Here is a 24,986-nt window from a genome sequence, read left to right as displayed (position 1 = left end):
GGCGGGACGGATGCCACGCCCCGGCAGGACACAGCAGCCCACCAGCATAGCGCGGCGCACACCGTTCACGGGTCGCTTCGCGCATCCGTCAACACGACGGATGCCGCCGACCCGGGTCAGACCTTCAGGTAGCGCGTGATCGCCACATTCGACGCGAGCGCGGCCAGTCCTATCCCGACCACCACGAGGATCGGCGCCACGATCCAGGCGCTGTCCAGGCCGACGAAGGATGTCAGCTGCATCTTCTGGGCGAGGTATCCGTGCACGAAGAACCACACGATGGCGAACACGGCACCGACGGACAGCAACGACCCGATCAGGGCTGCGAGCATCCCCTCCAGCACGAACGGGGTCTGGATGAACCCGTTCGACGCCCCGACGAGCCTCATGATGCCCAGCTCCCGTCTTCGCGAGAACGCGGAGAGCCGGATGGTCGTGGCGATCAGCAGTGCGGCCGCGACGAGCATCACCGCGGCGATCGCGATGGCCGTGAGGCTTGCGGCGTTGAGGATGCGGAAGATCTGATCCAGGTAGCTGCGCTGATCCGTCACGCCCTGCACTCCGGCCACGCCGCTCAGGCTCTGCGCGATCACGTCGGACTGCTGCTGGTTCTTCAGCTTGATCCAGAACGTCTGGTTCAGCAGCTCGGGGGTCACGTAGTCGGCGACGGGGTTGCCCTTGAACTGCTTCTTGAAGTCCGCATACGCCTGCTGGTGGTTCTCGAAGTAGAACTTGTCGATGAAGGGTGCAAGCGCCGGCGACCCCAGTTTCGCCTTCACCGCGGCGATCTGCTCGGCAGTCGCGTCCTGCCCCTGGCAGGTGGCGGTGTTGTCCGTCTCGGTGCACATGTAGACGGCCACCTGCGCACGGTCGTACCAGTAGTTCTTCATCTGGCCGATCTGCATCTGCATGAGGATCGCCGTGCCCACGAACGTGAGCGAGATGAACGTCACGAGCACGACCGAGATGACCATGGACAGGTTGCGCCGCAGACCGCTTCCTGCTTCGGAGAGGACGAGTGCGAATCTCATGAAACGGGTCCCACATCCTGGTTGGAGTCGTCGTCGTGGTCGTGCCTTCCTGGCGCTCGCAGGCCGAGACGCTCGGCGAGGGTCAGCTCGGCGACATCGCTCGAGTCCGGCCGGCGCACGGGTGCGGTCGGCGGGTTCGCGAAGTGCCCGTCGAGATCGACGACCGATTCCACCGGAGCGGATGCCGCGCCTCGCGACGACACCGCCACCGGCTCGCGCACCACGGCATCCGTGTGCGGAGCGGACGTTCCGGCATCGGACGCGGCAGCATCGGCCGGCTCGTCGGCGTCGTCGACTGGTCCGGTGTTCGCGGGTGTCTGTTGGACGTATGCCGTGGGTTGCCCGGTGACGGTGACCGCCCCGGTCGGAGTGGCGCCGACCGGCGATACAGCGACCGATGATTCACGAGCGGGAATCGCTCCGGGCGCGACCGCGTTCGCCGCGGCTCCCTTGCCGTCCGCCGCCAGGGCGGAAACCGCGGCGGCACCCACCGCCACAGCCACGGCGGACGTCTCGGTGGACGCCGTCTCGGGGACGGGAGCAGCGCTGTTCGCGGTGGCTGTGGCATCCGCTGATCGTGTCGCGGTGCGAGCGGACTTGGCACCACGTCGCTTCTTCGGCTTCGCGGCTGACGCTGCCGCTGTCGCGGCTGCAGCGGGCTGCACAGCCCCCGCGTCGGGGAGCCCATAGCCTTCGGGTATCTCCGAGGTCTCCTCGTGAGGGTCCGGCACGGGGGTCGCTGCCGTGAAGCCGTAGCCGCCGTGTCGCTCGTCGCGCACCAGCTTGCCGTCGACGAGCTCGATGACGCGCTTCTGCATCTGATCCACGAGTCCGGCCTCGTGCGTGGCCATCAGCACCGTCGTGCCTGCGGCGTTGATGCGCTCCAGGACGGCGGTGATGCCTGCGCTCGTTGCCGGGTCGAGGTTGCCCGTCGGCTCATCCGCGAGCAGGATCTGCGGTTTGTTCACCACGGCGCGCGCGATGGCGACGCGCTGCTGCTCGCCGCCGGAGAGCTCGTGCGGGAAGCGCCCTGCCTTCTCGGCGAGCCCCACCATGGCCAGCACGTCGGGCACGGCCTCGTGGATGAATCCCTTCGACTTGCCGATGACCTTCAGCGTGAAGGCCACGTTGTCGAAGACCGTCTTGTTCGTGAGAAGACGGAAGTCCTGGAAGACCACGCCCACATTCCGACGGAAATAGGGGACCTTGCGGTTCGAGATGGTGCTGAGGTCTTGGCCGAGCACGTGCAACTTGCCACGCGTCACCTTCTCCTCGCGCAGGATCAATCGAAGGAAGGTCGACTTCCCCGATCCGGACGCGCCCACCACGAACACGAATTCTCCGCGGAGAATCTCGGTCGTGATGTCGTCGAGGGCCGGGCGGGGGGTTCCCTTGTAGCTCTTGCTGACGTGCTCGAATCGGATCATGACCCGCCCAGCCTAAACACACGCCCCACGGATGCGACCGAGCGACTCACCCGGGCGCTGGAGCTCAGAGCGGAGGTCATTTCTGACCTCTGCCGCGACGCTCCCTCTCGGCACGGCCGTCACGCCGCCCGCGGCGCGCCGGAACCGGCGATGGAGGCCCAGCGCCGACCGCCGTCGCGGTGGTCGGTCTCGCACGTGGAACCGAAACCGGGTCTCAGTCCTCGGGCTTCTGCTTGCGCCACCGGATGCCGGCGGCGATGAAGCCGTCGAGGTCGCCGTCGAACACGGCCTGCGGGTTGTTGACCTCGTGATCGGTGCGCAGATCCTTGACCATCTGATACGGCGCAAGCACGTACGACCGCATCTGGTCTCCCCAGCTGGCGGTGATGTTGCCGGCGAGTTCCTTCTTCGCGGCAGCCTCCGCTTCGCGCTGCAGCAGCAAGAGGCGAGATTGCAGAACGCGCATGGCGGCCGCGCGATTCTGGATCTGGGACTTCTCGTTCTGCATCGACACCACGATCCCGGTCGGAAGGTGGGTGATGCGCACCGCGGAGTCCGTCGTGTTGACGGACTGTCCGCCCGGACCGGACGAGCGGAACACGTCGACGCGGATATCCGTCTCCGGAACGTCGACCTCCTGTGCCTCCTCCATGAGCGGGATCACCTCGACGGCGGCGAACGACGTCTGCCGCTTTCCGGCCGAGTTGAACGGGCTCATGCGCACCAGTCGATGCGTTCCGGCCTCGACGGAGAGCGTTCCGAAGGCGTAGGGAGCATCCACCTCGAAGGTCGCGGACTTGATGCCGGCTTCCTCCGCGTAGCTCGTGTCCATGACCTGCACCGGGTACCCGTGCTGCTCCGCCCACCGCAGGTACATGCGCAGCAGCATCTCCGCGAAATCGGCCGCGTCGACGCCGCCGGCGCCCGCACGGATCGTGACCACGGCGGGACGCTCGTCGTACTCGCCGTCGAGGAGTGTCTGCACCTCGAGCTCGCCGACCGTCTTCTGCAGTTCCTGAAGCTCGTTGCGAGCCTCGTCGGCGGATTCGTCGTCGCCCTCGGAGTTCGCCAGCTCGACGAGCACCTCGAGATCGTCGATGCGCTGCTCGATGTTCGTCAGCTTGGTGAGCTCCGTCTGGCGGTGACTGAGCGCACTCGTCACCTTCTGAGCCTTCTCGGGGTCGTCCCAGAGGTCGGGGACGCCTGCCTCCTCGCTGAGACGTTCGATATCGGCGCGCAGACGCTCGACGTCGACGACGGCACGGATTTCTGCGAAAGTCGCGCGCACATCCGCGATCTGCGAGCTCAAGTCCAGTTCGATCATGACCGCACAAGCCTAGGCCGTGTTCGGGCGGATCATCCGTGCGGCCACGTGCGAGCTCCGTCCGGAGCCACCTGGTATACCACCTAGGCTGGAAGGGATATGACCGTGAGCGACGCGAACTTCAGCATCCGTGACATCGCGCTCGCCGCGTTCCTGCCGACCGCACTCTTCTCGATCGGCGAAGGTGCCGTCATCCCGATCATCCCGGTGCTCGCCCACAACCTCGGCGCCGGGCTCGCTCTCGCCGGGTTCATCGGCGGCATGATCATGGTCGGCGAGATGGTCGGTGACATCCCGAGCGGCTGGATCGTCTCGAGGTTCGGTGAGCGTCGGTCGATGATCGGGTCCGCCCTGCTCTGCATCGTCGGACTCGTCGTGTGCCTCCTCGCGCAGGGGGATGTTCTGCTCACCATCGGCGTCTTCCTCATCGGTCTCGCGACGAGCGTGTTCGCTCTCGCGCGGCATGCCTTCATGACCGGATACGTTCCGATCCGCTACCGGGCGCGCGCGCTGTCGACGCTCGGCGGCGTCTTCCGCGGCGGATGGTTCGTGGGACCCTTCCTCAGCGCGGCCGTCATCGCCATCTTCGGCAACGCGCACGCCGTGTTCTGGGTGCACATCGTGATGTGCGTGGCCGCCACGATCGTGCTGCTCGTCGTCCCCGACCCGACGGAGAAGATCGCGCCGAGCGGCGTGGCGATGGTGGAGAAGGGGCCGGCGACGACGAAGGCGAGCGCTGTTCCGGATGCCGGCCGCGTCGAGGCGAAGGAGCGCACGGAGGGCCTCTTCCGCACCATCTGGCGCAACCGTGACGTTCTGCTGCGGATGGGAACCTGCGCTGCGCTCATCTCCGCATTGAGGTCCTCACGCACTGTGATCCTGCCGTTGGCTGCGGTGGCGATCGGTCTTCCCGCGACGAACACGGCACTCATCATCGGCATCGCCGGTGCCGTCGACTTCGCCCTCTTCTACACGTCCGGTCAGATCATGGACCGGTTCGGCCGGCTCTGGTCCGCGCTCCCCTCCATGCTGGGGCTGAGCATCACGCATATCGCGCTCGCGTTCGTCGTGGATCAGACCTGGTTCACGGTGGTCGCCATCGCGATGGCCGTGACGAACGGGGTGGGCAGCGGCATCCTGATGACACTGGGCGCGGACCTCGCGCCGCGCAGGGATCCGGCTCCGTTCCTCGGCGCGTGGCGCTTCACGAACGATGCCGGACAGGCGGGGGCGCCGCTTCTCGTGTCGGGCATCACGGCGCTGTTCTCGCTGGGAGTGGCATCCGTCTCCATGGGCGTTCTCGGTCTCGTCGGCGCCGGGATGCTGCTCCGCTTCGCTCCGCGCTACATCCCGAAGCGACGCGCGGTCGTCAGCGACTGACCGGGGCGGCGCCCATCACCGGGCATGCCGGCTCGCGATCTTCGCCGTCGATCCGTCACCGCCCACCCGGCACCTCACTCGTCGCGACCGATGTCGCTCCGCACGCAACCACCTCTCCACCGTTGTCCTGCCGCAGAGCCCTCCTCTCCACCCTTGTCGCGCCGCCGAGCCCACCCCTCCACCGTTGTCGTGCCGGGGCACGAAGAGGATGCTGGAATCGAGTGGGCCAGGAGGCTGACGGATGCGGACAGTGCGGTTCGCGCGCGGGCGTGCGGTCGTGGCGGCGAGCGGGACGATCGTCGCACTTGCGCTGCTGTTCGCACCGACGACGGACGCATTCGCTGCTGCGCCCAGCACGATCACCGTGCATCCCGGCGATGACGTGAACGCCGCCATCGCGGGCGCACGGCCGGGCGACACGGTCTCCCTGCAGCCCGGCACATATCGCGGTCCCATCCGCGTTGACAAATCGCTCACGCTGGAGTCGCTCCAGGCGACGGTGGTCGCGTCCCCACGAGGGTCCGCGCTGATCGTCACGGCGGACAACGTCACGATCAACGCCGTCGGGGCGACCTGCAACGGCGCGGCGGGCGACACACGCGGCATCGACGTCACGGGGCGGCACGTGCGCGTCGTCGACTCCTCGGTGTTGCAGTGCGCCCGCGGAATCCTGCTGGACGGCGCACAGGATGCCTACCTCCAGGGCAACGCCCTCCTCGGCAACCACTCTGCGACGGGACCGTCCGCCGGTGTGTGGGCGACGGGCGCGGACGGGCTCACCATGTTCGGCAACACGTTCCAGGATGACGACTCCGGAGTCGTCATCGAGCACACCGCCGCACCGGTGCTCGACTCCAGCACCTTCTCCCAGACTGGCACCGCGGTGAGCCTCTTGTCCTCCACTGACAGCGTCGTCACCGGCACCCTGGTGTCGGGTCTGACCGGACCGGCCGTGCTCGTCAGCGGCACCAGGGGTGCGGAGATCGCTCGACTCGGGTCGGAAGCCGGCGGAGGCGGATCCGGTCCGGCCGTCGAACTGAGCGCGACGGCCGGACCATCGTCCGTCGTCGATGTCGAGGACTCGAACCTCGCCCACTTCGGCGTCGGCGTGCGGATCCTGGCCGGCAGCATCAGCGACGCCGTCACGGTGATCGGCACCTCGTTCGACGGCGTGATGAAGGCTGCCGTCGACGTCGACGCACACTCCGGCGGCACGGTGAACGCCACCATCGGCGACTATTTCGGCGGATGCGGACCCCGCGCCCCCGATCACGGCTACGACGGCGGCGGTGCCCTGGTGACCGACCCGGACCGCATCGTCTCCTACCAGGTGCCGAACTGTCGTGCGCCGGCTCCCGCGGGATCCGGCACTCCTGCGCCGGATGCCACATCGACGGGATCCGCGGCGCCGAGCGCCGGAGCCCAGCATTCGTCTCAGCCGACTCCGGCAGCCGCTTCACCGGATGACGGCAACGACGGCGCTTCCGGCATCCCGGCGGCGATCGGCTCTGCGCTCGTCACGGTCGGTGTGGCGGCGCTCCTGGCGGCGTGCGCGGGCGGCGTGCTCTTCGCGATCCGGCGCAGCCGAAACGTGCACTGATCGCCTGTACTCGGCGACCGCCACCGCATATCGGAGCAGACCGTCCCACGGGGCACGTCGGCCCTGTCGAAGCGCGCTGGTCCATCGGTACAGGCTGGTCCGTCGGACAGCGTGAGCCTGATCGGAACACGCCGGCCCATCGGGCAACGCGAGCGCTATCGAAACACGCTGCGCGCTGTGGACGTGACGGAGAAACGGAGCCCAGCGGGCACCAGCACGGAGACGACGGGAGGATGCCACACCGCCGACAGCCGCACCGTCGCGCTCCTGCCGTCCTCGGTGGACGCCTGTTCGACCACCAGCTCGTCGAATCCGCGTGCCGCTGCGGAGGCCAGGTAGTCGCCGACCGCGTCGCTCACCTCCGTCGACCGGAGAGTCGGTCGGGGACGACCGTCCACCACCGCAACGTCGTCCAGGTCGTACGATTCGGCACCCGCCAGCGCCGCTCCGTCGGCCACGGCGAAGAGCCTCTCGCGTTCGAGGTACAACGATGTCGCCGCACTCGCCAGCAGCACGACCGCGAGGCAGAGGAACGCGAAGAAGATGACCAGCGGCATCGTCGAACCACGCTCATCGCGGAGCGCCGAGGCGAACCGAGCTCGGAGGCTCATCGTGCGTTCCAGAGCCGCGAGACGCGCTGCGTGCTGGCACCCTCGACCGAGACGGCCGCTTCCCGTCGCAGGTCGAGAACGTCGGGAACGAGCGGGAGGGCCGCTCGCACGCGGACGGTCACCGTCACGGTTCCGAGCCGGGTCAGGCAGGCATCCGGACGCGGCGTGCAGACCATATCGACGTGCGCCTGATCGACGGTCAGACCGAAGTCGGCGAGCGCGAACGCGACGGCGGAGGATGCGGATGCCGCGGCATCCGTCTCGTTGTCGGCCTGCACGTACACGCGTGCCGCCTGGCGTGCGGCACCTGCTGCAGCCAGTTGCGCGCCCTGGATGCCCGCCAGCGCGACCACGAGGTACACCGTCGGCACGAGAAGGATGAGCCCAGCCGTGACGAACTCGAGCGAGGCGGATCCACGTTCGGCCGCGAATGACACGCGTTCAAGGAGCCACTTCGACCGGCGCATGACCCGACACCTCCAGTACGCGTTCCGGGCCGAACAGGCCGGCCAGCGGAAGCGGCGCACGCACGGTGACGATGACCGCCGGGGCCCCGAGATAGGAGCCGTACGTCGCCGTCACGTCGCCCGCGTATCCGTTGCCGACCGCGGTCCCGATCAGCGATCGCGTGCGCTCGCGCCCGTCCGCGAGCGTGTTGTCGGCGAGCGCGGCCACGTGCGCCCCTTCCGCCGCTGCATCGATGAGCGTGTTGCGCACGAGGAGCGCCAGGCCGAGCTGGAGCACGGCGAGAGTGAGCACGGTGAGCAGCGCGGCCACCATCGCGAACTCGGCAGGGGCCGACCCGCGGTCATCGTGCCAGCGGATCATCTCAGAACGAGGTCACACGGTCGATGGCCTGCTGGAACACGTTGCTCAGTGCGGGTCCCGCCACACCCCAGAGGATGATGACCAAGCCTGCCGTCATGAGCGTGATCAAGACCCAGCCTGGGACGTCGCCCCGATCGTCCAGCGCCGTGGACCAGACGCCGCGTCCCGGTTGCCCGAGCGGACGCCTCCTCCGTGAAGTGGTCATGCGACTCTCCTCATCCTTCTCGCCTGGTGCGTGTGATCGGTCGTGTGCCTGTGTCGCCCGGCGCTTTTGTTGTTCGGGGGCTTCCACCGTGCGGGCGCTTCGGCCGGGCGGCATCTCCGTCACACAGTCGCCTCGTCGTGCGGTCGCCTCTGTTCTGCGGTCGCGCCTGTCGCCGCTCATTCGTGTCTCCATCCGCCGTGTCTGCCTGCTTCAGAACCCCGACTCAAGCACCACGAGACCGGGGAACACGGCGAAGAGCACGGTGACGGGAAGGATTGCGAACACCAAGGGAACCAGCATCCCGATCTCCTTCTTGCCCGCCTGCTCGAGCAGGTCCCGCTTGGCGGCCTCGCGCGCATCCGTCGCCTGTGCACGCAGCACCTCGACCACCGGGGATCCGCGTTCCAAAGCGGATCCGATGGCGTCGACGCATCGGGTGAACTGCGGCAGACGGATGTCCGCGCTCACCCGGGCGAGCGCCGTCGCCAAGGGCACGCCCATGCCGGTTTCAGCGACCACCCGCCCCAGTTCCCCGGCGAGTTCGCCGCATCCGACACGAGCGACCCGTCGCAGAGCGTCGAGGATGCCCTCTCCCGCGCTCAGCGACAGCGTCATCAGTTCGAGGACCGTCGGGAGCTCTTCCGCCATCCGTGCCAGACGGCGCCGGATGCTTCTGGTCAGGAGCTGGTCCGGCACAAGGAACCCGAGGGTCGCAAGCACAGCGGGCGTGGCGATCACCACCACGGGCGAGAGAGGCTGGGCCGCGGCCCCGAGCGCGGCGAGGCCGATGCCCCCGACGAGGCCGCCGAGCGCCCACGCGACCTGCCGGAGGCGGAACTCCTCGACGGTGAGCGGGCTCGCGGACTGGCGCAATCGCGACGCGACGGCGGCCGTCCCGCCGAGAGTCCGCGCGGCAGCACTGCGCACCGCGCCGACGAGCGGCGCGAAGACCGAGCCCAGAACCGGCAACGGCTGCACCGTCCGTCGTTCGCTGTAGGTGCGTGCGGCGTCGGACACGTCCATCAGGTAGGGCGCAACACGGTCGGCGAGGCGCGGGCGGCTCATCCGCGGCAGCAAGGCGATCAGCGACCACAGGCCGAGGCCGAGCGCAACTCCGCACAGCACGGCGAGAGCCGTCATCGGAACCACCGCCGCTCCTCCGGCAGCCGTCCGATGGACAGCATCATCCGGTACGCCACGAGGGACACGACGAGTCCGCCGACGATGACGACGGCGCCGATCGGACTGTTGTAGGCGAGCGCCGCCTCCGGACGGGTGGCGAGCAGCCCGAGCACGATCCAGGGTGCCGCGACGCCCAGCCGCGCGGCGCCGACCGTCCAGGATTGGCGCGCCTCGATCTCGGCACGCGCTGCCGCATCCTCCCGCAACGATGCGCCCAGCGCCTTCAGCACGGAGACGAGCTCGCCGCCGCCCACCTCGCGTGCCATCTTCAGCGTCTCGATGATGCGGTCCGCGACCGGGTCTGCCAGTGCCGCCTTCAACCTGTCGGCGGCCGGCGCGAAGACCCCGCTCGCGCGGTAGTCCCGTTCGAACGCGACGAAGGCCGCGCGCGTGGACTCCGGCGCCGTCCGTGCGAGTTCCGCGACGCCCTCCGGGAGTGCGAGCCCGGATCGCACGGCGGAGACGAGGTGATCGACGACGTCGGGCCACATCGTCCGGTGAGCGCGGGTGCGCTGTGCTGCACGCCACGAGACGAGACTCCAGGGCAGCCATCCGCCGACTGCGGCAAGCGCCGCGGACAGCACCAGGAGACCGAAGACGGCTTGCGCCACGCAGAAGAAGACGACGGCGACGAGCACGCAGCTGAGGACGAATCCTGTGGGCGAAAGGCGCGGCATCCCCGCCAGGATGAGCTTGCGCCGAAGGCGATCGCCCTTGCCCGTCCGGAGACGCCGCGATCTCAGAGGCCAGAGGAACGGCGAGGCCGCGAGCAGGAGGCCGACTCCGAGTGCTCCGCCGAGTGCGATGCCGGCGATCATCGGGCGAGCACCAGCGCCGGATCGAGGCCGGCAGCCTCGAACTTGCCTCGTTTGGCCGGGTATCCGCCGGTCGCGACGAGCTCTCCGCCTCGCATCGCGAACACCGGGCTCGCCTCGATCACCCCGCCCATCACGGCCCCGGTGACGGCGAGGATCTCCGTGATCCGCCGGCTGCCGTCCCGCTCGAGCGCGCAGAACACCACGATGTCGACGCACGCCGCAACGGTCGGCACGACGAACCCCGAGTCGATGTTCTGGCCGGCCAGCAGGGGCAACGTGGCGAGCTTCGACAAGGCCTCGCGTGCACTGTTCGCATGAATCGAGCACGCACCTGGCAGCCCGGAGTTCAGAGCCAGCAGCAGGTCGAGGCTCTCCGCTTCGCGGACCTCGCCCACGACGAGACGATCGGGACGCATCCGCAGTGCCTCCTTGATGAGGCGACGGAGGGTGATCTCTCCCGACCCTTCAAGCGAGGGCTGCCTGCACTGCATCGCGACCACGTCGACCGCGGCCAGATCCAATTCGAACGTCTCCTCAACGGTGACGATCCGCTCCCCCGGCCGCACCGACGCGAGGAGTGCTCCGAGCAGGGTGGTCTTCCCGCTCTGGGTGGCACCGGCGACGAGGATGTTCTGATTCGCGAGCACGCACATCCGCAAGAATTCGGCGGCCTGGCGGGACAACGATCCGAGCGCGACGAGCCTCCCCAGATCGCGTATGCGACGTGAGAACTTGCGAATGTTCACGGCCCAGTGCGCGCGCGTCACGTCCGGGATCACCACGTGCAGCCGGGATCCGTCCGGCAGCGAGGCGTCGACGAAAGGAGAGGAGACGTCCACGCGTCTGCCGGATGCCTGCAGCATCCGCTCGACGAGGTCGCGCACCTGGTCACCGGTGAGCGCGAGGTCGACGAGCTCGGAGCGCCCGTTACGCGCGACGAAGATGCGGTCGGGCGCATTCAGCCAGATTTCCTCGACCGTCGGGTCGTCGAGGTAGGGCTGCAGTTGGCCAAGACCCGTGAGCGACGCGAGGACGTCACGCTCGGCACGTCGCTCGTCGGCGACGAGCGGCATCGATCCGCCGAGCGCTCGCTCGGTGTACCGGCGCACCTCGTCGTGGGTGTACGCAGCGGCGCGCGATGCGTCGCCCGTGAGGTCGACGCCGTCCCGTCTCACCCTGTCTCGTACGCGGTCGGCGATGAGGCGCACGGGATCGGTCATGCCGTCATGATGCAGGGCGCACGGCTTTCCGCACCGAAGTTATCCACACACCCGACTTCCGGATCTGCATCGGGTCTGCGTCTCCGCCGAGCTGCAGGTCACGCCTCCGTCTGCGTCTCCGCCGAGCTGCGGATCGCAGCCCCTTAGGCGCCCTGAGCGGCGACTATGCTGATTGCGCCCTCGCGGGAGTGGTGAAACTGGCAGACACGCAGGATTTAGGTTCCTGTGCTTTCGAGCGTGGGGGTTCAAGTCCCCTCTCCCGCACTTCCTTATCCGCTTCTTACAGCGCCGCGTTCAGGCTCGGATCGTAGGGTTAACACCCGGGTTCGCAGACCGTCCGCTGGCTAGACTTCACTGCAAACGCGTCATCGACGCTGACCCTGCACACACACATTCCTCAGCATTCGCCGCCGACGACCGGCAGCCGCCTTGCTCGCGGTCGCCGACGACAGGAGAACCGTGTTCCACACCGCACTCATCCCCTGGCTCGACCCCAGCGTGATCATCAACTCCGTCGGTCCGTGGGCCCTGCTTGTCGTGTGCGCCATCATCTTCGCTGAAACCGGTCTGCTCGTCGGGTTCATCCTGCCCGGAGACACGCTCCTGGTGATCAGCGGCATCCTGACGGCGACCGACCTGGTGTTCGGCCTGCAGATCTGGTGGGTCTGCCTGTTCATCGCCATCGCCGCGTTCCTCGGAGGCGAAGTCGGCTATCTCATCGGCCATAAGGCCGGTCCGGCCATATTCGAGCGCAAAGAGACAGGACTCTTCAGCATCGAGAACGTGAGACGCACGAACTCGTTCTTCGAGCGATTCGGGCCCCTCGCCGTCATCCTCGCCCGCTTCGTCCCCGTCGTGCGCACGTTCGCGCCGGTCGCCGCCGGCGTCGGCCACATGAGCTATCGCCGCTACTCGCTGTACAACGCGATCGGCGCCGTGCTCTGGGGCGGCGGACTCACGTTCTTCGCGTACCTGATCGGCTTCATCACGCCGGTCGCGAACTTCGTCGAGAAGTACATCGACCTCATCCTGATCCTCGCCGTGCTGGTCACGGTCGTCCCTGCGCTCATCCACTACTTTCTCGGACTGCGCAAGGCCCGCGCCCGCGCCAAAGTCGAAGCGTCCGATCCGGAATCGGCATCCAGGGATGCCGAGGACGCCAAGGATGCCACAGAGCGCCTCGCCACGGAGCCGACCATCCTCGGCGGCGCACGGCACGGCACCGACACGGCGTCGTCCTCCGGCAGCGACTGAGCCGGCCTTCGCGAACGCCTGCGGCAACGCACAGCCCGCGATGCGGCACCCCACCCTGCAGCGCACGGGCGCGATGCCCTCGGATCATCTGTGCGTGTCGCCCTCGTGGGCGGCATGCTCGGCTGGCTCGAGCTGGAAGGTGGAGTGGGCGACGTCGAAATGGTGGTTGAGGCATCCGCCCAGCTCGTCGAGCAGCGCCCCCGTCCGCCCGCCGGCGAAGACTTCGGGTGCGACCACGACGTGAGCCGAGAAGACCGGCGCTCCCGACGTGATCGCCCATACGTGCACGTCGTGCACGTCCACCACGCCGTCCGTGCCGAGGATGTGGCGACGGATCTCCTTCACATCGGTCGACTCCGGCGCTGACTCGCTGAGCACCCGCACCACATCCCGCAGCAACGAGAAGGCACGCGGCACGATGAGCGCAGCGATCACGAGAGAGGCGATCGCGTCGGCAGAGGCGAATCCCGTGGTCAGGATCACGATCGCCGCGGCGATCGTCGCCAGCGAGCCGAGCGTGTCGCCCAGCACCTCCAGGTAGGCGCCGCGCATGTTGATGGATGCCTTGGCCCCGCCGCGCAGGATCAGCAGCCCCGCGACATTCCCGACGAGGCCCACCCCGGCGACCACGAGCATCCAGCCGCCCTGCACGTGCGGATGCCCGCCCGTGAACCGGAACACGGCGCCGACGGCGACCGTCACCGCCACCCCGATCAGGATGAGCGAGTTGACCAGCGCCCCGAAGACCTCGACCCGCTGGAAGCCGAAGGTCTGTCGATCCGTCGCCGGACGCGCCGCCACCGTCGCGGCCGCCAGCGCCACCAGCAGGCCGACGAGGTCGCTCACGAGGTGCCCGGCGTCGGCGAGCAGAGCGAGCGATCCGCTGAGTATGGCGCCCGCGACTTCCAGCACGAAGACACCGAGCACGATGCCGATCACGGCGAGCAGGCGTCTCCTGCCGGCTCCGTGGGCTCCGTGGTCGTGATCGTGGCTGTGGGACATGTCACCTCAACGGTAGGTCCGGGGGCGCGCGGCGCGCCATGCCCGCACGAGCTGTCCTCGAGGATGACACGTGGCCCGTGCCTGCTCGCGCTAGGCGGAGATGAGCTCTTCCAGCACGGGGACCATCGCGCGGAAGGCCCGGGCGCGATGGCTGTCGGCGTTCTTGACGGCGGGATCGAGCTCCGCGGCGGTCAGCGTTGATCCGGTCGGCACGAAGGCGGGGTCATACCCGAAACCGTTCGTGCCGCGGGGAGTGCGGACGAGGGATCCCGGCCACTCGCCCTGCACCGTACGCTCTTCCCCCGCGATTCCTGCAGCGGAGGGGCGAACGAGCGCGATGGCGCACGTGTACCAGGCACCGCGATGCTCGTCAGGCACGTCGCCGAGCTGCGCGAGCAGAAGATCGAGGTTTCCTGCGTCGTCGCCGTGCCTGCCGCTCCAGCGCGCCGAGAAGACGCCGGGCGCCCCGCCCAGCACGTCGACGCCGATGCCGGAGTCGTCGGCGAGGGCGACCAGACCGGTGTGCTCGGCGGCCACCCTGGCCTTGATGAGCGCGTTCTCCGCGAAGGTCACGCCGTCTTCCACCGGCTCGGGACCGTCGTACTCGACGAGCTCCACCTGCGGCATCCGCTCTGCGATGATCGCCGCGAACTCCTCGAGCTTGTGGTGGTTGTGCGTGGCCAGCACCACGCGAACGCGAGAGTCCGTCACGATGCGCTGGTGTCGGCGTCGGGGCTGAGAGCCTTGCCCTGCAGCGCGGCGAGGTCGCGGCATCCGCTCTCCGCCAGGTCGAGCAGCGATCCCAGCTCGCGGCGATCGAACGGCGCACCCTCTGCCGTGCCCTGCACCTCGACGAACAGCCCGCGACCGGTCATGACGACGTTCATGTCGGTCTCGGCACGCACATCCTCGACGTATGCCAGGTCGAGCATGGGCTCGCCGTCGATGATGCCCACCGATACCGCTGACACGCTGTCGATCAGCGGCGTCGCCCGCTGCCCGATGAACTTGTGCTCCTTGCCCCAGGCCAGAGCATCGGCCAGAGCGACGTACGCGCCGGTGATCGCGGCGGTACGGGTTCCGCCGTCCGCCTGGAGCACGTCGCAGTCGAGCACTATCGTGTTCTCACCCAGCGCCTTGGTGTCGACGACCGCGCGCAGACTGCGGCCGATGAGCCTGCTGATCTCGTGCGTGCGCCCGCCGATGCGGCCCTTCACCGACTCGCGGTCGGTTCGCTCGTTGGTCGAGCGCGGCAGCATCGAGTACTCCGCGGTGACCCACCCCTTGCCCTTGCCGGCGAGCCAGCGCGGAACGCCGTTCGTGAAGGATGCCGTGCACAGCACCCGCGTGCGACCGAACGAGATGAGGGCGCTCCCCTCCGCCTGCTCGCTCCACCCCCGCTCGATGGTGATCGGTCGCAGCTGGTCGGGTGTTCTGCCGTCGGCACGGATGATCTCGCTCACCGCTCCACCCTATCGAGCGCCCGTCAGCTGATCGCCCGGGTTGGTGACGGATCCGCCGGCTTCCAGCCGTGCCAGGTGCCGTCGGCGGCGCAAGACTCAGCACAAGCGAAAGTCAGGGTGTGTCTGACAATCCCTAGAGTCCGCGCAGCTCGCTCAGGTCGATCGTCCCGGTGCGCACCACGTCCACCGCGGGCACGTCCGCGCCGAGCATGCGGTGCGCGAGGCGGCGGAACCCCTCGGTATCCGCCCCTGTGGTCTCGTAGCGGAGGCTGGGTTCGTGGGTCGCCGTCCGCTCGAGGCCCTGGGACACCAGCACCCGGTACACGTCGTTGGCCGTCTCCACATCGCTGGAGACGAGGGACACGCCTTCCCCCATCACGTAGGAGATCGCACCCTTGAGGAACGGGTAGTGCGTGCAGCCGAGCACGAGGGTGTCGACACGCGCCTCCTGCAGTGGCCTCAGGTAGCCGGCGGCGACGTCCAGCAGCTCAGGGCCGCTCGTGATGCCGCTCTCCACGAATTCGACGAAGCGCGGGCACGCCTGGGTGAACAGCTTCAGGTCGGGTGCTGCCGCGAAGGCGTCCTCGTAGGCGCGTGAGTTGACCGTGCCCACCGTGCCGATCACACCGACACGTCCCGTGCGCGTCGTCGCCACAGCGGTGCGCACCGCGGGCTGGATGACCTCCACCACAGGTACGTCGTACCGCTCGCGGGCATCGCGCAGCATGGCGGAGGATGCCGTGTTGCAGGCGATGACGAGCATCTTCACGCCCTGCTCCACGAGGAAGTCGAGCGCCTCCAGCGCCAGGCCGCGCACCTGTGCGATCGGCTTCGGGCCGTAGGGAGAGTTCGCGGTGTCGCCGACGTACAGGATGGACTCGTTCGGGAGCTGGTCTCGCACGGCGCGGGCCACCGTGAGGCCGCCCACCCCGGAGTCGAAGATGCCGATCGGCGCGTCTGTCACGGTGATCCAGCCTACGATGCGACCCGACGGGCATCGACTCTCACGCCGTAGGCTGATCTCCGTGACGCCACCACGCGAGCGCCCCTCATCCGCGCTTCTCACGGACCGTTACGAGCTCACGATGCTCGACGCCGCCATGCTCTCCGGCACGCACGACCGCGAATGCGTCTTCGAGGTCTTTGCTCGGTCGCTCCCCGGCGGACGCCGCTTTGGCGTGGTCGCCGGCATCGGCCGGCTGCTCGAGCTCATCGAACGCTTCCGGTTCGGCGACGCCGAACTCACGTGGCTGCGGGAGAACCGCGTGGTCCGCGACGAGACGCTGGACTGGCTGGCCGATTTCCGCTTCAACGGCACCATCCGCGGCTACCGCGAGGGCGAACTCTACTTCCCCGGATCCCCCGTGCTCGTCGTGGACGCGCCGTTCGGCGAAGGGGTGCTGCTGGAGACGCTCGCCCTCAGCGTGCTGAACCACGATTCGGCCATCGCGGGAGCCGCAGCGCGCATGGTCTCAGCAGCGGCAGGGCGTCCGCTCGCCGAGATGGGCTCACGTCGCGCGCACGAGGAGGCGGCGATCGCCGCAGCTCGCGCCGCGTACATCGCAGGGTTCGGCGCCACGTCGAACCTCGAGGCGGGCCGCACGTGGGGCATCCCGACGATGGGAACGGCGGCGCACGCGTTCACACTGCTCCACGACAGCGAAGAGGATGCCTTCCGCGCGCAGGTACGCTCGCTCGGCCCCGGCACAACCCTCCTGGTCGACACGTACGACGTGCACAAGGCGATCGAGACGGCCGTGCGCGTCGCAGGCACAGACCTCGGCGCCGTGCGGCTGGACTCCGGCGACCTGCCCGTGCTCGTCGCATCCGTGCGGGCTCAGTTGGATTCGCTGGGCGCCACGAACACGAAGATCACCGTCACGAACGACCTGGACGAGTTCGCCATCGCCGCCCTTCGAGCCTCTCCCGTCGACTCGTACGGCGTCGGCACCTCACTGGTGACCGGGTCCGGCGCCCCGACGGCCGGCATGGTCTACAAGCTCGTCGCACGCAAGGACGCCGCGGGGACCTGGGTTCCCGTCGCGAAGGCATCCGCGGGGAAGGCATCCATCGGCGGCACGAAAGTTCCGGTTCGCGCGATCAACAACGTCGGGGTGGCCGTGGCGGAGGAGATCCACGTCGTTCAGGGGCCCGGTGTCGTTCCGGCCGGACGTCCGCTGCATGTGCCGCTCATGACCGGCGGTGCAGCGATCGCGTCGCACCTCGGTGCCGCGGGTGTCGAGGCGGCTCGACGCCACCATGCCATCGTGAGCGAGGAACTCCCGGAGTCGGCGTTCCGCCTGGGACGCGGGGAGCCCGCACTGCCGACCGAGTTCGTCTAGGCTCGCGCCAACTCGAAGGTGCCCCGCCCATCGCCACCGGGCGATCCACTCACCGTCGGGCGACCCGGTCGGGGAAGTCGTCCGACGGGAGGCTGTCTCACCCGTTCAGGCGGTGCGTCGCTTCGGGCTATTCGTCGCTGAGACCCTCGTAGATCTTCTTGCATTCGGGGCAGACCGGAAACTTCTGCGGGTCGCGGTTCGGCGTCCACTTCTTGCCGCAGAGTGCGATCACGGGCTTGCCGGTGACGGCGGATTCCAGGATCTGCTCCTTGCGCACGTAGTGCGAGAAACGCTCGTGATCCCCCGGTTCCATCTGCTCGTTCTGGAGCAGCTCCTCGAGTTCACGATCGAGCGTGGCGACACCGCCGCCCTCGGGCGCGGCGCCCGGGCCGCCAGGCTCTGCGATGCTGTTGTCGACCATCCGCCCAGTCTAGCCAAGCTGCACCAGCCGGACTTCGGCCCGTCCCAGGTACGTGATCAGGCGTTCCGCAGCGCGAACGCCATGAGCTCCGGTCCACGCCGGTTGAACGTCGCGGCTCCCAGCCAGACGCCGCCCACGAACACGATCACGCCGATCCCGAGCCCGGTCCACAGCGCCCTGGTGAACCATTCGGGATCAACCAGCACCCCGAGCACCATCATCGCGATCGGCACGCCGGCGAACACCGCGGTGAGGAGCAGGCTGATGAACTGTGCGAACGCCGCCCCGCCGCCGGTGTGCTGCGGATGCGCGAACGCGCTGTCCCCCGGTCGCGGAGCCGAGTACGGGGCGAGAGCGGATGACACGCTGGAGAGTCCCAGCCCGGTGAGCACCAGGCACACGCTCACCCCGGTGATCGCCGGGAGCACCGCCCAGCTTCCGTACGCCAACACCGTCAGGATGCTGCCCACCGCGACGACGGGGACGGCGAGCCCGACGACCGGTGCGAGGCGTCCGAGGCGATCCGAGAGTCCGCCCGTTCCCGAGGCGATGTGCAGCCACACTGCCGTGCCGTCGTACGCCACGTCGTTGTGCGCCACCCATCCGATGAACAGGCAGATCACCGGCAGCGGGATGAGCGCGACATCATGCGGAGAGACGGCGCCCGAGACCAGCAGCGCGGCCACCATGACGATCGGGAACAACGGCACGAGCACGAGCTGCACCCAGTACCTCGAGTCTCGGCCCCAGTAGGTCAGGCTGCGAGCGGCGATGGCGCCGACCGGACGGGCGGGCATCCTGCCGAACCAGCCGAGGCCGACGTACGCCTTCGTGGTCACCTGGCGATCGGGCGTCACCATCATGTGGGCGCAGAGCCCGCGCCAGGCGAATCCGATCACGGCGGCCGTGACGATGGCGATGATCAGCTTGGCGACGGCTGTCCCCCAGTGTCCGGTCGCCGCATCGCCGCCGACGGCCCAGACGGCACCGAGCGGCGTCCAGCTCACCCAGTCGGCGGCGCTGTGCACGACGCGGAGCCCGTCGCGCGCCCAGTTCAGGGTCGCGAGAAAGAAGGCCAGCGGCGAGAGCATGACGATCACGAGCACGGCGATGGTCGCGCTGAACTCGCGCGCCCGACGCGTCGACAGGGCGAAGGAGGCGAGGGATGCCGTCAGTCGCGCCGCCAGCACCCAGGTCGGCACCGCGACGACCGCGGCGAGCACCGCGAGCACCGCGGCCCCCGGATGCGCGGACCACGTCACGACCGTGAACACGGCGCACACCGCGAGCACCGCGGCCGGAAGGGACAACAGGGACGCAACGCCCAGTCCCAGCGCCACCCGGCGAGGCTCGACGCCGAGGATGGCGTACGAGCGCGGGTCGAACGTGCCGTCGTGGCGTCCGAAGAGCGGAACCACGAGGAAGCACAGCGCGACGAATCCGCCGGCGATCACCACGATGTCACGGACGAGCTCCGTGTCGCTGGCCGTGCGGGCGAATGCCAGCACCCAGCACACCACGCCCGTCGCCGCGACCGTGTACAGGATCCCCACGACGAGACCGAACCCGTGCCACCCGCCGCGCCGGAACCCGCTGCCCAGCGCGGCGAGCCTCAGTCGGAGAAACTGTGCAACCATTCGAGCCCCTCCACGGCCTTGCGGCCGCCCGCGAGTTCGATGAAGTGATCTTCGAGCGACTTGTCGCCGCGCACCTGGTCGACGGGACCAGCGTCCAGCACGACCCCGCCCACGATGATCGCGACACTGTCGCACACGCGTTGCACGAGGTCCATGCTGTGGCTGGACAGCAGAACCGTTCCGCCGGCGTCCACATACCGTTGCAGGATGCCGGTCACGGTCGCGGACGAGACCGGGTCGACACCCTCGAACGGCTCGTCGAGCACAAGCAGGCGCGGCGAATGGATCATCGCTGCCGCGAGGGAGACCTTCTTGGTCATGCCTGCCGAGTAGTCGGCGACGAGGCGACCCATCGCATCCTCGATGCCGAAGGCTGCCGCGAGGTCGGCCGAGCGTCTGCGCGTCGTCGACGCGTCGAGCCCGCGGAGCGTACCGGCGTAATAGAGGAGTTGCGCGCCGGTGAGCCGATCGAACGTACGCAGGTGGTCGGGCAGCACACCGATGGCGCGCTTCGCGTCGCGCGGGCGCTTGCGGGCATCCACGCCGTTCACGATGACCGCGCCGGAATCGGGTCGGAGGAGACCCGTGACGATCGAGAGGGTCGTCGTCTTTCCCGCGCCGTTCGGTCCGACGATGCCGTACAGCGATCCGGCGCGCACTGTCAGGTGCACGCCGTCCACGGCGACGACGTCGCCGTAGCGCTTGTGCAGACCGTTGACGGCGAGCACGACCGGCGCGGCGGACGTCGGAGCGGGCCTCGCCGGTGGGAACGCCCGCGTCTCGGCAGCGCGACGGGCACGCGGTTGCGCGGGCGTCGCGTCGGGCTGGTCGACCGCTCCGCGCCGGTCGTCGGTCTCGCGAGTGAGCGTCGAACGATCGGCCGTCTCCTCCAGGAGCATCGCGTCGGCTCCGGCCAGGGCGGCATCCCTCTCGTCGGATTCGTAGATCTGCTCGATCACCCACTCGGGCACGTCGTCTCCCCCGCCCAAGGGCGGCGGCGTGAGCTCCGGCGTCGCGACCGGCGTCGCGGCCTCGGTCTCCCGCACCAGTTCGGCAAGCAGATCCGACCCCTGGTCGTCATCCGCCGGCGTCTCGATCGCCACGGCGGATGCGGCGAGAGCTGCCTTGCGGCGGCGGCCGAACAGCGTGATCCGCTGACGGGATCCGGTGTTCTCGTCGACTCTGGATGCCGGTTCGGGCAGCGGATCCGTGTCGACCTCGGTCGTTCCGGTCGTCTCGCCGTTGCCCGGTTGCGTTGTGCTCAGATCCGTGTCCATCCGACCTCGCGTGGACTCCTTCGTGCCCGTACCGGCCGGTGCCGCAGCGGGCTCGACGACAGCACCGGAAGCTGCTGCGGCCTGTGTCGGCGCGGCGAGCCGAGCGGATGTCTTGGCCCAGCCGGTCGGCGCCGATGCGGATGCGGATGCCACGGCATCCGCTCCGCTCGCTGCACCGCTCCGGACGTCGTCGCCGACCGCGCCGCTGACCACACCCGTGCCCTTCGACGCGCGAACTCTGGTCGTGCTTCCTGAGCCCCGCACACCCGTCGCGGCCACGAGCGAACCGGGCTCGGCAGCATCGGCCTCCGCGACGACCGACCTGTTGGCCGCCGCTCCCGTGACGCGCACGCGACCCTGTCTGCGGGCGCCCGTTGCCGTGCCACGCGTTCGGGCCGTCGGCTCATCCGCATCCGTCGTGACGCCGGTGCGCCCGCTCCCGCTCACCATCTGTGCCCCTCCGGCGACCGATTCCTGCGGGTCATCGTGCACGCGCCATACCCCCGTTACCGGTTCCCTCGAAGCACTCGAGTCGCGTGACCGCGGCCCGACCCGCTTCACCTATGACATCGACGGAAGGCGGATGATCACGCCTGCGAGAGCCGACGCGGCACCCTCCCCCATCGGAGCCATCGAATTCTTTACGCTAACCTACCAAGCCGCCTGGGCACATCCCTCTCACGGACTACACGTTCTGTGCAGTGCGCCGCCGGCGGAAAGCTCAGCCGAGTCATCGATTCCGCCGGAAAGAGGCCGTTCCTACCCGATCCGACCCTAAGAGAGCTCCCATAAAACGATCACGAAACGGCAACGTCCCGCATTCGGGGTTCGTTCTCGCCTAAAATCGAAGACGGCACAACGCGGTGTCATTGCATATACGCATCAGTGACACTTCGGTGAACAGAGATCGTCGGCGCAGGCAATGGAACCTGATTCGCCGTGGATCCAGTCATCCACAAGTCACACAGTTCAACCTCTGGAGGTCGACTATGCGCACGAATGACAGGAGACGAAACGTGACCAACGCACCCCAGGTCGTGATCCTCGCGGCCGGCATGGGTAGCCGCCTCGGACGCTCGTTGCCGAAGCCGCTGACCGAACTGAGCGACGGTCGAACGATCATGCAGCAGCAGTTCGACAACATCCACGCGGCGTTCGGACCCAAGGTCAAGGTCACCATCGTCGTCGGCTACAAGCTCGAGCACATCGTCGAGGCCTTCCCCGACGCATCCTTCGTCTACAACGAGCAGTACGACCAGACGAACACGTCGAAGAGCCTGATGCGCGCCCTGAAGTCGAGCGGCAACGGCGGAGTGCTCTGGATGAACGGCGACGTGGTCTTCGATCCGGGTCTCCTGGTGCGCGCCGCTGAGGCCGTCGCACGCGACCAGTCGTTCGTGACGGTCAACACCGCGAAGGTCTCCGACGAGGAGGTCAAGTACACGACCGGCGCAGAGGGTTACATCGAGAAGCTCTCCAAGACGGTCAAGGGCGGCCTCGGCGAGGCGGTCGGCATCAACTACGTGTCGAGCCGCGACAAGGCCGCGCTGCTCTACCACCTGCAGCGCGTCGACGACCAGGAGTATTTCGAGCGCGGCATCGAGCTGGCCATCCAGAACGACGGCATGCTCGTCGAGCCGATCGACATCTCCGACCTCTACGCGGTCGAGATCGACTTCGCCGAAGACCTGGAGCGCGCGAACCTCTTCGTGTGACGCCAGCGACAGCGTGACGGATGCCGTCGGCCGGGTTCGGTCGGCGGCATCCGTGTCTCTGAGCTCATCTGTGCGCTCGACCGAGGCGGCGGATGCTCAGCAGCGCGCCGGTACGATCGACGGGTGACCACCTACGCCGACGTGCGCCCGGCTCAGCGCACACCGTTTGCGCGCTATCGTCACTCGCTCTGGCTGCTGACGAAGCGCGACCTGCACGTGCGGTACACGACGAACGTGCTCGGGTACGTGTGGTCCATCCTGGATCCGCTGCTCATGGCGGGCATCTACTACCTCGTCTTCGTGGTGGTCTTCGACCGGGGCAAGTCGGCCGGCGAGTCGCCTTACATCGTCTTCCTTCTGGCGGGGCTGCTTCCCTGGACGTGGTTCAATGGCGCCGTCTCGGACTTCACGCGTGCGTTCAGTCGCGAGGCGAAGCTGATCCGCTCCACTGCCATCCCGCGCACGATCTGGATCAACCGCATCGTGCTCAGCAAGGGCATCGAGTTCGCGCTCTCGCTGCCCGTGCTGGCGCTCTTCGTCATCTTCAGCGGCGCGCACGTGCACTGGCAGCTCGTCTTCTATCCGATCGCCATCGTCATCACGGCGGTGCTGTTGGTGGGAATCGGCCTCATCGTCGCTCCTCTGGTGGTGTTCTTCAAGGACCTCGAACGCGCCGTGAAGTTGCTGCTCCGACTCCTCTTCTACGCGTCGGCCGTTCTGTATCCGGTGAACGAAGTACCGAAGGGGAGCATCTTCCGCTACTTCATCGATGCGAATCCACTCGTGGGACTCTTCGGCCTGTACCGTTCCGGGTTCTTCCCTGCTGACCTGCACTGGAACCTGGTGCTCGTCTCCGCGCTGGGCAGCCTGATCTTCCTGGTCATCGGCTGGCTCGTGTACTCGCGCACGATCCGCAGCGTGCTGAAGGAGATGTGATGACCGACACCCTGACGACGACCGCGATGATCGAGGTGAAGGATGTCGGCATCCGCTTCAAACGGAATCGCCGGTCCCGCCGCAGCTTCAAGGACCTGTTCTCGTCCCGTCAGCGACGCAGCAAGCCGGACGAGTTCTGGGCCCTGCGCCACGTCTCGTTCACGGTCAACGCCGGAGAGGCCATCGGTGTCGTCGGACGCAACGGCCAGGGCAAGTCCACGCTGCTCAAGCTCGTCGCCGGCGTCATCCTGGCCGACGAGGGATCCGTGGACGTGAAGGCCGGCACGGCGCCCCTGATCGAGATCACGGGCGGATTCGTCGACGACCTCAGCGTGCGGGACAACGTGTATCTGACCGCGGGTCTGCACGGCATGTCGAGGCATCAGATCGACGAACGGTTCGACGAGATCATCGACTTCGCGGACATCGGCAACTTCCTGGACACCCCGTACAAGCACCTGTCCAGCGGCATGAAGGTGCGGATCGCGTTCTCCGTGATCACCCAGCTCGACGAGCCGATCCTCATCGTCGACGAAGTGCTGGCCGTCGGCGACAAGGGCTTCCGCGAGAAGTGCTACCGCCGCATCGAGGAGATGCTCGCCCAGGGGCGCACCCTGTTCTTCGTGTCGCACAACGAGAAGGACCTGCGCCGCTTCTGCAAGCGCGGACTGTACCTGGAGGGCGGGGTCCTCGCCCTGGACTCGGACATCTCCTCGGTTCTCGAGCGCTACAACGCCGAGTACGGGGTCTGACCCGGTCGATCGGCGATCGACAGACACGAGGCGGACCCGTCCCTCCGTCTGAGCCGATGCGCCCACGTGCATACTCGTACCTTCACGCGGCGATCCGGATCCAGCCGCGGCGTTTCAGGTGCGACACGCCGCGACCGGCGGCCGATTGCCGCCGGGGCGCACGCTCGTCTGTCCGTCCCCAGGCTCCGGCAGAACCGTGCTGTCCACCATTCAGCCGAGCGCGTCGGATGCTCCGCCTACCGTTCCCTGCATGACCACGACTCGACCCGACGTTTCCACTTCCAGCCAACCCATCGCCTACCCGGTGCCGTTCGCGTTCGACCGCAGCACTCCCCCGCGCTACCGACTGCGGAACGCCAGCCTCGAAACGCTCACAGGCGTTCGGTTCTCGCTCCTCGGAGCGGGCAGCATGCCCGTGCAGGCGCCGATCACGCTCGGGCCGGGCGAAACCGCCGAGATCCGCATCCACGGCCACGATCTCGCCCGCTCGACAGTGCTCGTCGTGCGCTGGCACCGCGCGAACGGCGACGAATACCTGTGGCGGGCGAGCTTCTGAGTGGG

Annotated in this window: 25 protein-coding genes and 1 tRNA gene; 9 read left to right on the top strand and 17 right to left on the bottom strand. The window is 68.3% G+C overall.

Going from position 1 to position 24,986, the window contains the following annotated elements:
• Positions 1-116: 116 nt before the first annotated feature.
• The 3 genes from ftsX to prfB all read right to left on the bottom strand — a co-directional run bounded on the left by ftsX (position 117) and on the right by prfB (position 3,782).
• Entirely contained in the window at positions 117-1,031 is a 915-nt protein-coding gene (gene ftsX, locus ACX9R5_RS10495; RefSeq protein ID WP_459408916.1) for a permease-like cell division protein FtsX, read from the bottom strand.
• A complete protein-coding gene (gene ftsE / locus ACX9R5_RS10490; protein ID WP_459408915.1) occupies positions 1,028-2,458 on the bottom strand; it encodes a cell division ATP-binding protein FtsE in 1,431 nt (476 codons plus the stop codon). Before ftsE ends, ftsX begins: the two co-directional genes overlap by 4 nt.
• 214 nt (positions 2,459-2,672) lie before the next feature.
• Complete coding sequence (gene prfB / locus ACX9R5_RS10485) at positions 2,673-3,782, bottom strand: peptide chain release factor 2 (protein WP_459408914.1); 1,110 nt, start codon at positions 3,780-3,782, stop codon at positions 2,673-2,675.
• A 99-nt stretch (positions 3,783-3,881) separates the two neighbouring features.
• Here prfB and ACX9R5_RS10480 point away from each other — a divergent pair, with 99 nt between their 5' ends.
• Together ACX9R5_RS10480 and ACX9R5_RS10475 are read left to right on the top strand one after the other, a co-directional pair.
• The gene (locus ACX9R5_RS10480) at positions 3,882-5,162 is read left to right on the top strand and encodes an MFS transporter (RefSeq protein WP_459408913.1); all 1,281 of its coding nucleotides are present in this window, start codon (positions 3,882-3,884) and stop codon (positions 5,160-5,162) included.
• Between the two features lie 241 nt (positions 5,163-5,403).
• Entirely contained in the window at positions 5,404-6,762 is a 1,359-nt protein-coding gene (locus ACX9R5_RS10475) for a right-handed parallel beta-helix repeat-containing protein (RefSeq protein ID WP_459408912.1), read from the top strand.
• A 155-nt stretch (positions 6,763-6,917) separates the two neighbouring features.
• Here the strand turns inward: ACX9R5_RS10475 and ACX9R5_RS10470 are convergent, their stop codons facing one another.
• The 7 genes from ACX9R5_RS10470 to ACX9R5_RS10440 all read right to left on the bottom strand — a co-directional run bounded on the left by ACX9R5_RS10470 (position 6,918) and on the right by ACX9R5_RS10440 (position 11,626).
• A complete protein-coding gene (locus tag ACX9R5_RS10470) occupies positions 6,918-7,373 on the bottom strand; it encodes a pilus assembly protein TadG-related protein (RefSeq protein ID WP_459408911.1) in 456 nt (151 codons plus the stop codon).
• Entirely contained in the window at positions 7,370-7,840 is a 471-nt protein-coding gene (locus ACX9R5_RS10465) for a hypothetical protein (RefSeq protein ID WP_459408910.1), read from the bottom strand. Before ACX9R5_RS10465 ends, ACX9R5_RS10470 begins: the two co-directional genes overlap by 4 nt.
• Entirely contained in the window at positions 7,815-8,201 is a 387-nt protein-coding gene (locus ACX9R5_RS10460) for a TadE/TadG family type IV pilus assembly protein (protein WP_459408909.1), read from the bottom strand. Before ACX9R5_RS10460 ends, ACX9R5_RS10465 begins: the two co-directional genes overlap by 26 nt.
• A gap of 1 nt (position 8,202) precedes the next feature.
• Complete coding sequence (locus ACX9R5_RS10455) at positions 8,203-8,406, bottom strand: hypothetical protein (RefSeq protein WP_459408908.1); 204 nt, start codon at positions 8,404-8,406, stop codon at positions 8,203-8,205.
• 210 nt (positions 8,407-8,616) lie between these two features.
• On the bottom strand, positions 8,617-9,546 hold the full coding sequence (locus ACX9R5_RS10450; RefSeq protein WP_459409074.1) for a type II secretion system F family protein: 930 nt from the start codon (positions 9,544-9,546) through the stop codon (positions 8,617-8,619).
• Positions 9,543-10,406 carry a type II secretion system F family protein gene (locus ACX9R5_RS10445; protein ID WP_459408907.1) on the bottom strand — a complete coding sequence of 288 codons (864 nt, stop codon included), beginning with the start codon at positions 10,404-10,406 and terminating at the stop codon, positions 9,543-9,545. The genes ACX9R5_RS10450 and ACX9R5_RS10445 overlap by 4 nt, the downstream gene beginning before the upstream one ends.
• Positions 10,403-11,626, bottom strand: a complete 1,224-nt coding sequence (locus ACX9R5_RS10440) for a CpaF family protein (RefSeq protein WP_459408906.1) — start codon at positions 11,624-11,626, stop codon at positions 10,403-10,405. Before ACX9R5_RS10440 ends, ACX9R5_RS10445 begins: the two co-directional genes overlap by 4 nt.
• Positions 11,627-11,808: 182 nt before the next feature.
• On the opposite strand from ACX9R5_RS10440, the gene ACX9R5_RS10435 reads away from it, so the two are divergent.
• Together ACX9R5_RS10435 and ACX9R5_RS10430 are read left to right on the top strand one after the other, a co-directional pair.
• Positions 11,809-11,890: transfer RNA gene (locus ACX9R5_RS10435), tRNA-Leu, on the top strand.
• 195 nt (positions 11,891-12,085) lie between these two features.
• Positions 12,086-12,880, top strand: coding sequence for a DedA family protein (locus ACX9R5_RS10430; protein ID WP_459408905.1), 795 nt, complete (start codon positions 12,086-12,088; stop codon positions 12,878-12,880).
• An 84-nt stretch (positions 12,881-12,964) separates the two neighbouring features.
• Here the strand turns inward: ACX9R5_RS10430 and ACX9R5_RS10425 are convergent, their stop codons facing one another.
• The 4 genes from ACX9R5_RS10425 to murI form a co-directional block, all read right to left on the bottom strand.
• Positions 12,965-13,882 (bottom strand): cation diffusion facilitator family transporter, encoded by a 918-nt coding sequence (locus tag ACX9R5_RS10425; protein ID WP_459408904.1) that lies wholly within the window; start codon positions 13,880-13,882, stop codon positions 12,965-12,967.
• A 90-nt stretch (positions 13,883-13,972) separates the two neighbouring features.
• Positions 13,973-14,596, bottom strand: coding sequence for a non-canonical purine NTP pyrophosphatase (locus ACX9R5_RS10420; protein ID WP_459409073.1), 624 nt, complete (start codon positions 14,594-14,596; stop codon positions 13,973-13,975).
• Positions 14,590-15,345, bottom strand: coding sequence for a ribonuclease PH (rph, locus tag ACX9R5_RS10415; RefSeq protein WP_459408903.1), 756 nt, complete (start codon positions 15,343-15,345; stop codon positions 14,590-14,592). The genes ACX9R5_RS10420 and rph overlap by 7 nt, the downstream gene beginning before the upstream one ends.
• A gap of 133 nt (positions 15,346-15,478) precedes the next feature.
• Entirely contained in the window at positions 15,479-16,309 is an 831-nt protein-coding gene (gene murI / locus ACX9R5_RS10410) for a glutamate racemase (RefSeq protein WP_459408902.1), read from the bottom strand.
• A 121-nt stretch (positions 16,310-16,430) separates the two neighbouring features.
• On the opposite strand from murI, the gene ACX9R5_RS10405 reads away from it, so the two are divergent.
• Positions 16,431-17,687, top strand: a complete 1,257-nt coding sequence (locus ACX9R5_RS10405) for a nicotinate phosphoribosyltransferase (protein WP_459409072.1) — start codon at positions 16,431-16,433, stop codon at positions 17,685-17,687.
• A gap of 127 nt (positions 17,688-17,814) precedes the next feature.
• On the opposite strand, the gene ACX9R5_RS10400 is transcribed toward ACX9R5_RS10405, so the two are convergent.
• The 3 genes from ACX9R5_RS10400 to ACX9R5_RS10390 are packed head-to-tail and all read right to left on the bottom strand — an operon-like array spanning position 17,815 to position 21,472.
• Positions 17,815-18,108: a DUF3039 domain-containing protein gene (locus ACX9R5_RS10400; protein ID WP_459408901.1), complete on the bottom strand. Its 294-nt coding sequence runs from the start codon at positions 18,106-18,108 to the stop codon at positions 17,815-17,817.
• Positions 18,109-18,164: 56 nt separating this feature from the next.
• Positions 18,165-19,745 carry a hypothetical protein gene (locus ACX9R5_RS10395; protein WP_459408900.1) on the bottom strand — a complete coding sequence of 527 codons (1,581 nt, stop codon included), beginning with the start codon at positions 19,743-19,745 and terminating at the stop codon, positions 18,165-18,167.
• Positions 19,721-21,472, bottom strand: a complete 1,752-nt coding sequence (locus tag ACX9R5_RS10390) for an ABC transporter ATP-binding protein (RefSeq protein WP_459408899.1) — start codon at positions 21,470-21,472, stop codon at positions 19,721-19,723. The genes ACX9R5_RS10395 and ACX9R5_RS10390 overlap by 25 nt, the downstream gene beginning before the upstream one ends.
• A 566-nt stretch (positions 21,473-22,038) precedes the next feature.
• Between ACX9R5_RS10390 and ACX9R5_RS10385 the strand changes: the two genes are divergently transcribed.
• The 4 genes from ACX9R5_RS10385 to ACX9R5_RS10370 all read left to right on the top strand — a co-directional run bounded on the left by ACX9R5_RS10385 (position 22,039) and on the right by ACX9R5_RS10370 (position 24,981).
• Entirely contained in the window at positions 22,039-22,737 is a 699-nt protein-coding gene (locus ACX9R5_RS10385; RefSeq protein ID WP_459408898.1) for a phosphocholine cytidylyltransferase family protein, read from the top strand.
• Between the two features lie 123 nt (positions 22,738-22,860).
• Positions 22,861-23,673: an ABC transporter permease gene (locus tag ACX9R5_RS10380; RefSeq protein WP_459408897.1), complete on the top strand. Its 813-nt coding sequence runs from the start codon at positions 22,861-22,863 to the stop codon at positions 23,671-23,673.
• Positions 23,673-24,425, top strand: a complete 753-nt coding sequence (locus ACX9R5_RS10375; protein WP_459408896.1) for an ABC transporter ATP-binding protein — start codon at positions 23,673-23,675, stop codon at positions 24,423-24,425. Before ACX9R5_RS10380 ends, ACX9R5_RS10375 begins: the two co-directional genes overlap by 1 nt.
• A 250-nt stretch (positions 24,426-24,675) precedes the next feature.
• Positions 24,676-24,981: a hypothetical protein gene (locus ACX9R5_RS10370; RefSeq protein WP_459408895.1), complete on the top strand. Its 306-nt coding sequence runs from the start codon at positions 24,676-24,678 to the stop codon at positions 24,979-24,981.
• The last annotated feature ends 5 nt before the right edge of the window (positions 24,982-24,986 follow it).

The sequence above is a fragment of the Rathayibacter sp. CAU 1779 genome (assembly GCF_054551755.1).
Note: the sequence above shows the minus strand (reverse complement) of the source record. Positions and strands in the feature narration are given on the sequence as shown.